Annotated in this window: 9 protein-coding genes and 1 rRNA gene; 3 read left to right on the forward strand and 7 right to left on the reverse strand. The window is 50.2% G+C overall.

Annotation, left to right across the window (positions count from 1 at the left end; all coding sequences use genetic code 11):
• Positions 1 to 104, forward strand: a 5S ribosomal RNA gene (rrf, locus tag Q3A88_RS21185); the annotation flags it as partial.
• 277 nt (positions 105 to 381) lie between these two features.
• On the opposite strand, the gene Q3A88_RS21190 is transcribed toward rrf, so the two are convergent.
• The 6 genes from Q3A88_RS21190 to Q3A88_RS21215 all read right to left on the reverse strand — a co-directional run bounded on the left by Q3A88_RS21190 (position 382) and on the right by Q3A88_RS21215 (position 6,410).
• Positions 382 to 1,143 (reverse strand): amino acid ABC transporter ATP-binding protein, encoded by a 762-nt coding sequence (locus Q3A88_RS21190; protein WP_039462574.1) that lies wholly within the window; start codon positions 1,141 to 1,143, stop codon positions 382 to 384.
• Positions 1,144 to 1,151: 8 nt separating this feature from the next.
• Positions 1,152 to 2,246, reverse strand: coding sequence for an amino acid ABC transporter permease (locus Q3A88_RS21195; protein WP_317178597.1), 1,095 nt, complete (start codon positions 2,244 to 2,246; stop codon positions 1,152 to 1,154).
• A gap of 9 nt (positions 2,247 to 2,255) precedes the next feature.
• Positions 2,256 to 3,434 (reverse strand): amino acid ABC transporter permease, encoded by a 1,179-nt coding sequence (locus Q3A88_RS21200; RefSeq protein WP_317178598.1) that lies wholly within the window; start codon positions 3,432 to 3,434, stop codon positions 2,256 to 2,258.
• Between the two features lie 66 nt (positions 3,435 to 3,500).
• Positions 3,501 to 4,526, reverse strand: coding sequence for an amino acid ABC transporter substrate-binding protein (locus tag Q3A88_RS21205; RefSeq protein ID WP_005975324.1), 1,026 nt, complete (start codon positions 4,524 to 4,526; stop codon positions 3,501 to 3,503).
• A gap of 361 nt (positions 4,527 to 4,887) precedes the next feature.
• On the reverse strand, positions 4,888 to 5,553 hold the full coding sequence (locus Q3A88_RS21210) for an amino acid ABC transporter permease (RefSeq protein WP_317178599.1): 666 nt from the start codon (positions 5,551 to 5,553) through the stop codon (positions 4,888 to 4,890).
• A gap of 89 nt (positions 5,554 to 5,642) precedes the next feature.
• Positions 5,643 to 6,410 (reverse strand): amino acid ABC transporter substrate-binding protein, encoded by a 768-nt coding sequence (locus tag Q3A88_RS21215; protein WP_040034151.1) that lies wholly within the window; start codon positions 6,408 to 6,410, stop codon positions 5,643 to 5,645.
• Positions 6,411 to 6,730: 320 nt separating this feature from the next.
• Here Q3A88_RS21215 and Q3A88_RS21220 point away from each other — a divergent pair, with 320 nt between their 5' ends.
• Together Q3A88_RS21220 and Q3A88_RS21225 are read left to right on the forward strand one after the other, a co-directional pair.
• On the forward strand, positions 6,731 to 7,876 hold the full coding sequence (locus Q3A88_RS21220) for an endonuclease/exonuclease/phosphatase family protein (RefSeq protein ID WP_317178600.1): 1,146 nt from the start codon (positions 6,731 to 6,733) through the stop codon (positions 7,874 to 7,876).
• Between the two features lie 67 nt (positions 7,877 to 7,943).
• Complete coding sequence (locus tag Q3A88_RS21225) at positions 7,944 to 8,348, forward strand: ASCH domain-containing protein (RefSeq protein ID WP_317178601.1); 405 nt, start codon at positions 7,944 to 7,946, stop codon at positions 8,346 to 8,348.
• A gap of 164 nt (positions 8,349 to 8,512) precedes the next feature.
• Here the strand turns inward: Q3A88_RS21225 and Q3A88_RS21230 are convergent, their stop codons facing one another.
• Positions 8,513 to 8,899, reverse strand: a complete 387-nt coding sequence (locus Q3A88_RS21230; protein ID WP_317178602.1) for a hypothetical protein — start codon at positions 8,897 to 8,899, stop codon at positions 8,513 to 8,515.
• Between the last annotated feature and the right edge of the window lie 325 nt (positions 8,900 to 9,224).

The raw sequence follows: 9,224 nt of genomic DNA on the forward strand, positions 1-9,224 counted from the left end.
AGCGCGGTGGTCCCACCTGACCCCATGCCGAACTCAGAAGTGAAACGCCGTAGCGCCGATGGTAGTGTGGGGCTTCCCCATGTGAGAGTAGGGAACTGCCAGGCATCAAATAAGTGGAAAGCCTCTGTCGAAAGACAGGGGCTTTTTGCTATGGGGAATTTGGGATTATGTGCAACGATTTGCTCACCGTTGTGGATTTATTGCGGTGTATCAGGTGGATAGCCGTAGCAAATACGGGACATAGGGCAGCTTTTTGGATGCAGAAACCTTCCTACCTCATCCTGTTTGCGTTAGTTATGCGATAACGCGAACTGTGAGATCCATGATAATGGCGATGCTGGGGGAAGGCCTGCGTAGGACACGCAGGCGGAGTACTTCCGATTAGTGCAGTATTTGTGAGAGAAATGCCTGAGTACGTTCTGAGCGAGGGTTGGAAAAGAAGATATCCGGCGGCGCTTGTTCCACGATCTCGCCCTGATCCATAAAGATCACCCGATCAGCGACGGTTTTTGCAAACCCCATTTCATGCGTGACGCAGAGCATCGTCATCCCGTCCTGCGCCAGTCCAAGCATAGTATCGAGTACCTCTTTCACCATTTCAGGATCCAGTGCAGACGTCGGCTCATCAAACAGCATAATCTTGGGTTTCATGCACAGTGAGCGTGCGATGGCCACGCGTTGTTGCTGTCCTCCAGATAGCTGCCCCGGAAATTTATGCGCATGGGCGGCGATACGCACGCGTTCCAGATAGTGCATTGCTAACTCTTCCGCTTCTTTCTTAGGTGTATGGCGCACCCAGCATGGCGCTAGCGTGCAGTTCTGCAACACAGTTAAGTGCGGGAACAAATTGAAATGCTGAAAAACCATGCCGACTTCAGTACGAATCTTTTCGATGTTGCGTAAATCATTATTCACTTCAATACCATCAACGACAATCCGCCCTGCTTGATGTTCTTCAAGATGATTAATGCAGCGTATGGTGGTTGATTTCCCCGAGCCGGAAGGACCACACAGCACAATGCGTTCCCCCTGCCTGACCTGCAGATTGATGTCTTTAAGCACATGAAATTGCCCGTACCACTTATTCACATTCTCTAAGGTAATCATGTGATCGGTTGATTGAGTTAATGCAGTCTGATTCATGGATGGCCTCAGTGTGACTTGTGTCCGGTGTTAAAACGATTTTCCAGATGTTGGCTATAGCGCGACATGCTGAAACAGAAAATCCAATAGACCATGGCGGCGAAGACATAGCCTTCTGTCGACATCCCCAGCCAGGTGGGATCGACCGTTGCCTGTTGGATACTGCTGAAGAGATCGAAAAGGCCGATGATGATCACCAGACTGGTGTCTTTAAAGAGAGAAATAATGGTATTCACCAAACCTGGGATAACCATTTTCAGTGCTTGCGGGAGGATGACCAGCCCCTGCATGCGCCAATAGCCTAAGCCCAGGGATTCAGCGGCTTCATACTGCCCTTTAGGGAGCGCCTGCAAGCCACCGCGAACGACCTCGGCGACATAGGCGGACTGGAATAAGATAACGCCGACCAGCGCTCTTAGCAGTTTGTCGATCGTGGTGCCTTCCGTTAAAAACAGCGGCAGCATCACGGATGACATAAAAAGCACGGTGATGAGCGGTACGCCACGCCAAAATTCGATGAAGACAACGGAAAGCATACGAACGATCGGCAGCGTGGAACGTCGCCCTAATGCGAGCAAGATGCCAAGTGGTAACGCACCCGCGATACCCACGGCGGCGATAATCAGCGTTAACGTGAGCCCGCCCCACTGATAGGTTTCCACTCGGCTGAGCCCGCCAAAACCGCCGTAAAGTAACCACCAGGCGATGAGTGGATACGCCACTGCCCAGACGGCAATATAGCGTCCGCGATAGGGGATACTTTTTAGGAACATCGGCAGGATACTGAGTAGAGCGATAGCGAGTGCAAAGTTGATGCGCCAGACTTCCGCCGCTGGATACAGCCCATACATGAAATGCCCAAATCTGGCATGAATGAAGACCCAGCAGGCACCCTCACGCGTACAGTCATTGCGAGTTGTGCCAATCCAGTTAGCCTGAAAGATAGCCCAGTTGAGCAGCGGCGGTATGGCAACCCACAATAGCCAGAGGCAAAACAGTGTTAACAGGCTATTACTGATACTGGAGAAGAGATTACGCCGTGCCCACTGCATCGCTTTGAACAGAGGGGACTGATGGCCTTGCGTATAATGGTTCATCGTCATGGCGTCCTCTTAGCGTTCGACTAACGCGATTTTGCGGTTATACAGGTTCATCAGCAGCGAGATCAGCAGGCTGATAATGAGGTAGACCGACATGGTAATGGCGATAGTTTCGATAGCCTGACCGGTCTGATTCAGCACCGTTCCCGCGAACAGCGACACCATATCGGGATAGCCAATCGCGGCAGCCAGCGACGAGTTCTTCACAATATTCAGATACTGGCTGGTTAGTGGCGGAATGATGACCCGCAGCGCCTGCGGGAGGATGACTTTGCGCAGCGTAACGGGGTTCGGTAAGCCGAGAGAACGTGCCGCCTCGTGTTGGCCGTGGGAAACCGATTGGATGCCTGAACGAATGATCTCGGCGATAAACGATGAGGTGTAGACCGACAGGGCGACGGTTAATGCCGCCAGTTCGGGGATCAGCACCATGCCGCCGCGGAAGTTAAACCCTTTTAATTCCGGCATATCCCAGTGGAAGGCGGGGCCGAAAATCAGGTGGCTGAGCGCACACAACCCAAGCAACAGGCCTAACGTCAGCGGCCAGGTTCTGCGTGGCTGACCGGTTAACGCATGATAGCGCTGGTTAAGCCGGAAAACGCCCCATGTCACCACTAGCGTAATAATGAGAGAAAGAAAAAATGCCGCCGCACCCGGTCCCAATTCAGGAGAGGGTAGATAGAAACCACGATTGCTGAGAAAGGCGACATCAAACGCGCTAATTGACTGGCGTGGCCCCGGTAGATTCCGCAGTACGGCAAAATACCAGAAGAAGATTTGCAATAGCGGCGGGATATTACGAAATATCTCGATGTAAACGTTAGATATTTTTCGTAGTAGCCAGTTGTCGGACAGTCGTGCCAGACCAACGGTGAAGCCGAGAATCGACGCAAACACGATACACAACGCCGAAACCAGAAGCGTATTGAATAGCCCAACAAGAAAAACGCGGGCGTAGGTGTCACCTTGCTGATAGTCAATCAGATGCTGGACGATGCCAAAACCGGCGCTTTTATTCAGGAAATCGAAGCCAGAGGTGATGCCCCTCTGTGCCAGATTGGTCACGGTGTTGTGCAACAGGTAAGCCGCGACAGCCAATACCGCGATAACAACGATAATTTGATACAGCCAGGCGCGCACCGCTGGATTAGTCAGTGATAAATCACCTTTTACGGTTGGGCGTTGTAGCATGCTGAAACCTCGAAACGGGGGTACTGAGGGGCGCAGCGATCCACTGCGCCCAGGTTTTTCTGATAATTAACGTACCGCTGGCGCGTACTGGATGCCGCCTTTGTTCCACAGTTCGTTCAGGCCGCGCTTAATTTTCAACTCGCTGCCCATACCGACATTACGCTCGAAGATTTCGCCGTAGTTGCCGACCTGTTTGATGATTTTGAAGGCCCAATCATTCGGTAATTTGAGATCTTTGCCGTAGCTGCCTTCGTGACCCAGCAGGTGGGACATATCTGGCGTGGTGGGTTTTGCTGCCAGTTGGTCGACGTTTTTCGAGGTCACACCCATCTCTTCGGCATTCAGCATGGCGAACAACGTCCAGCGTACGATCGAGAACCACTCTTCATCACCACGGCGCACTACCGGGCCCAGCGGCTCCTTGGAAATCACCTCTGGCAGAACGATGAATTCAGCAGGTTTACTCAGCTTGATACGCAGTGCATACAGCTGTGACTGATCTGATGCCAGCGTATCGCAGCGGCCAGACTCCAGCGCTTTGGCACTTTCATCAGAGCGGTCGAACGTGACAGGCGTGTACTGCATCTTATGGGTTTTGAAGTAGTCAGCGACGTTCAGTTCAGTATCTGTACCCGCCTGAATACAAACGGTTGCGCCGTCCAGCTCTTTGGCGCTGGTTAAGCCTGCTTTGTTGTGCGTCAGGAAGCCAATGCCGTCGTAGTAGGTGACGCCGGTAAAGAGCATGCCCATGCCGCCGTCACGGGAGGAGGTCCAGGTCGTGTTGCGTGACAGCACGTCAACTTCGCCGGATTGCAACGCAGTGAAGCGTTCTTTTGCGGTCAGCGGCGTGTATTTAACTTTATTGGCGTCGCCGAATACGGCGGCAGCAAGGCCGCGGCACACGTCAACATCAATGCCGGAGTATTTGCCGCTGGCGTCCGCATAGGAAAAGCCGGGCAAACCATCGCTGATACCGCATTGCACAAATCCTTTCTTCTGAATCGCGTCCAGCGTTGCACCCGCATGGGCTTGATTGATTGCGGCAAAGAGTGACGCGCCAGCAACCAGAGTAGAAATCACTATTCTTTTCATAATCATCCTAGCGTCTAGAGTTATCTGCTGTTGTTGCAGTACACAGTTGTGTTGCGGTGCACAATGAGGTGCACCATACCTGTCTGTCGGTATGCCGACGTGAGCAGAGCAAAGCAAATAAAATGCCAATTTTCTATTTGCTTGATAATGAAGACGAAAAGGAATGCTTATTGATCTAAGTAGGTAATTCTAATTAGGTATGCACGCACCGTGACAAATGCAAAGAGGCTGATGCGCCCTCTTTTAGTGCGTCAAAATGGAGATCGTGAGGCGTCTTCAGGTTTGCCTGTTGAGCAGGGAGGGTCAGGGAACGCGGTAATGTCATCAGCCCAGCGGATGGCGTGGGCTGATGCGGGAAGTGTTAGTGCGTGATGTGGCGCTGATAATACTTTTCGAGTTTCACCTGTAGCTGACTTAGCACGGTGCTAAACATCAGGTAAATCAGCGCAGCCTCGACATACAGAGTCAGAGGTTCATAGGTCACGGAAACGATGCGCTGAGCGGATAAGAACATCTCCGGCACGGTAATGACAGCGGCCAGCGACGTATCCTTGATTAAGGAAATAAACGTATTGGAAAGCGGCGGCAGCGACACGAAAACGGATTGCGGGAAGATAACCCAGCGAATCGCCTGTCTGCCATTCATACCGAGAGAATAGGCGGCATTCCATTGGCCTTTCGGAACAGACAAAATGGCCCCGCGCACGATCTCCGAGCTATAGGCACCCACGCTGACGGTGAAGCCAATGAGTGCGGCAGGAAACGCATCCAGAGTAATCCCCGCGCTGGGCAGCCCATAAAAAATCAGGAAAAGCTGCACCAGTAATGGCGTGCCACGGATCACCCAAACGTAGAAATCACCCAGCCATTTCAGCGGCTTGGGGCCATAAAGGCGAACCAGCGCGATGAGAATGCCGAGGGCTAAGCCAAAGATGAAAGACAGAATCGCCAAAGGGACAGTGAATTTAAGTCCCGCAGAAAGCAGACTCCAGAAGGAGTCTGCCATGAGTTGTAGCCAAGGCGGCATGAAAACGAGCTCCGATAACGGTATGCACTAATCACAGAGTGCGCTGATGACCATCATAATGATGACAGCGCGCTCTGATAACAGTGCGATTATTGAGAAACATCCTCCCCGAAGTATCGCACAGATATCGTTTTATAGGTGCCGTCTGCTTTAATTTCATCCAGAGCTTTATTCAATGCCTCCACTAGTGGAGCCTGATTTTTACGCACCAGAATCGCAGAAGGTTCACCGTCTTTTGAGGTCGCTGCAATCTTCACGTTGGCATCCGGTTTCTGCTTTTTGAAATCCAGGAATGACAGATTGTCGTTTAACGTGGCGTCGGCACGGCCGCTGAGCACCAGATCCAGAGACTGGTTAAAGCCGTCCGTCGGCACAATGTCCGCACCGTAGCTGGTGGCTTGCTTAGAGTAATTACTGGTCAGGCTCTGAGCCGCTTTTTTGCCTTTCAGATCGCTGAAATCTTTGAGGGTGGTGTTATCGCCACGGACAACCAGCACCGCTTTGGAATCGATATACGGCTTGGAAAAATCATACTTGGCCTGACGCTCTTTGGTTATGCCAACCTGATTGATGACCGCATCGTAGCGCTTGGCATCAATACCGGCGATTAAACCGTCCCAGCGGCCTTCAATGAACTGGGCTTTCACGCCGAGCTTCTCTGCTACCGCGCGGCCAATATCCACATCGAAACCAACCAGCTGGCCTGATTTATCATGATAGGTATAAGGCGCGTAGGTGCCTTCCGTGCCGATCTTGATAACCCCTGCGGACTTGATGGCGCTAAGGTCATCGGCATGAGCGAATACGCTGGTAGCAAGCAGGGCGCTGGTCAGTAAAGCAAAACGTATTTTTTTCATTATGAATTCCTGTGAGTGGTGTGCAGCGATGTGCTTATAACTTTTGTTAATAACGAATCTACGCGACAAAACATCTGTTTATAAATCACGTTGTGTGATGGTTTATATCAGAAGTGAATATAGTACCCATGGCGTGCGTACTGTTGTCGCGAGTCTGACTTTTGTAGTGAATATAGTGCGTCTAACTCGTTTTAACCATGTTGAGTTAAAGAACGATAGAAAAAGTCTATCGCTGCTGGGAATGCTGCCCAACTGTCACAATATGCTTCTATTCTCAAAAGGAAATCATTGCTTTTGCCACTACCTAGCAGGAGACAACAATGAAGATCCGCATCGCCAGCTATAACGTCGAGAACCTGTTCCACCGTAGCGCGATTCTCAACCTCCCCGATTCCAAGCAGATTGACGCCTTGTTGCAGCAGGTCAGGCAGCTTCAGCACCTTCTCGAACAGCCCCAATACGATGATGCCCTGAAAGATCAGGTGTTCCGCCTTTCTATCGCACTGCGCCCTTATATTGATATCCGTACTGACGCGGGCACGCTGGGGCGATGGAAAAAAGAGGACGCCGGCACCGGATTCCGAATTAATAAAAGCTGCCGGGGACGCGGAGATTGGATCGGCGAAATCGTGTTTAAGGCGCAGGAGTTCAGCAGTCAGCAGCGTAAGAATACGGGCAAGATTATTACCCTGCTTAACGCCGACATTCTGTGCGCGGTTGAGGTCGAAAACATGGACGTCCTGCGTGATTTCAACAATCAGGTGCTGGAGGACAGTAAATTCAGCCAGTTCGTGATGATCGACAGCCCGAACGATCCGCGCGGTATTGATGTCGCCTGCCTGACGCGCTATCGGATTGCCCAGCTCCGCACGCATATTTTTGATGCCGGGAAGCGTTTCGATCCCGTATTTAGCCGTGATTGTCTCGAAGTGACGCTGGATGCCGGTCTCAAACAGCCGATTTATATTCTGTGTAACCATTTCAAAAGCCAGAGCGGTCAAACGGAGGAAGAGCGGCAGCGTGGGGCGGAGAAACGCCGTGATCAGGCCGAACGCGTGGCGGAGATTGTTCAACAGACTTACGATCTCAAGAAGGACTACGTGGTCATTCTCGGCGATTTGAACGAGGATTCGTCAAACCCCTGGCACAGTTTGGCTCCGCTGTTTTCTCTGTCGGATTTACACCCGGTTATCGACCCTGAACGCCCGGAAAAAGAACGCTACACCTACTATTTCGCTGGCGGAAAGAAGGGCGCGCGGTTAAACCAACTGGACTACATATTTTTGTCTGCACCACTGCATCAGGCGGTGGTGGAGTGGGGCGTCGAGCGACGGGGAATTTACAATATAGACAAGATTGCCGCCAAAGAGGGCGCGGAACCCGTTACGCCGCTACCCGAAGTCACCTCATGGGACACGGCGGCGTCCGACCATGCCGCGCTCTGGGTAGAAGTGGATATTACCTGATGGTCGCTTTATGGCTATCATGGCGTGAGAAAACAGAGCAATCATAGCCGTATAACAGAGGAAGATGATGAGCCATAAACAAGGATTAGAGCAATACCCAGACGCGCTGCGCTGGTCATTTGGTGACAGCCCCGAGCTGGCGGATGAATTGCTGCAACTGGTACTCGAAGGGCATAAAACGGCAACCTGTAGCTCGTATCACGCATTTAAAAACGAGGATACGCCACAGGTCGGCGATTACAACATCGTTCTGGACGGTGCCGGACAGCCTTCCTGCGTCATTCGCACGCGCTCGTTAACGCTGGTGCGCTACTGCGACGTCACCGCTGAGATGGCGGCGAAAGAGGGCGAAGGGGATAAAAGCCTGGCTTTCTGGCGACAAGCACATCAAGATTTTTTTGAAAGAGGAGGCTCCTTCGCCCCAGATATGCTGCTGGTGTTCGAAGAGTTTGAGCTGGTCGAGGTGTTTTGATTCTGGGTTAGCTGTGGCTCAAGCCGAGTGTGTTTTATCGCTATATACAAGTCAATTATCGTGGTTTTATAAGTTCTCCCACTTCTGAATATTTTTGAAAAAACCACCCAGCCAGGTGGTTTTTTTCAATAAGACGGCGCATCATATATATAATAAATGAAAATTTACTTGTATGAGTCAAGGTTTTTCAAAATAACTTTTCTCTCATCAATAAGTGAATTGTGCATATATTCATCAATTGAATCAGATATTTTAAATCTCCCTTTTTTGAGATTAAAATCTGAAACTCCGTCACGTAGCGCCAAAGCTATAAGTTTCGCATCGTCTTTATTTTTAATGTTTGAAAATAATTCTAATATTATCTTGTTTAGTTCAAGAAGATCTTCGTTTATCCCCGTTGGAGAACAGTCTCCTTTTTTTAAACTTCCACTAATAGCGTCTATTTTATTATTTATTCTATCTATCGAACCAATAACACCTTTCCGTGATTCAACTCGAAGTATTTCATCCTTTCCTTTGGATTTAGATTGGAAAATAATCTCTGTATTCACTATGTCTGCAACTCTTTGTGAATCAGAAACCAGATGTTTAATACTTTCTCTAAAACTACTGTAATTAGTGATGGTTGAGCCAATTAAGAGTAGAATTGGTCCATATGTTGTAACCCAAGCCTTAATAGAGCCATCTTCAAATTTTATTTCTATATCTACATCATCGTCAAGGAAAAACTTAATCCTCTCCTCTGAGAAAGAAGCAGGGCGGGATTCTACTTTGTTGATGAATTAACCAAAGATAACCTCGCTACGAAAATCTCCTGACCATCCGGCACATTGTCGTTTGCCCGCTATGCTATCTTTTTTTCCTTCATGCTGTTTC

The sequence above is a fragment of the Pectobacterium sp. HCp5_1 genome, assembly GCF_032905925.1.
Classification (GTDB): Bacteria; Pseudomonadota; Gammaproteobacteria; order Enterobacterales; family Enterobacteriaceae; genus Pectobacterium; species Pectobacterium brasiliense_A.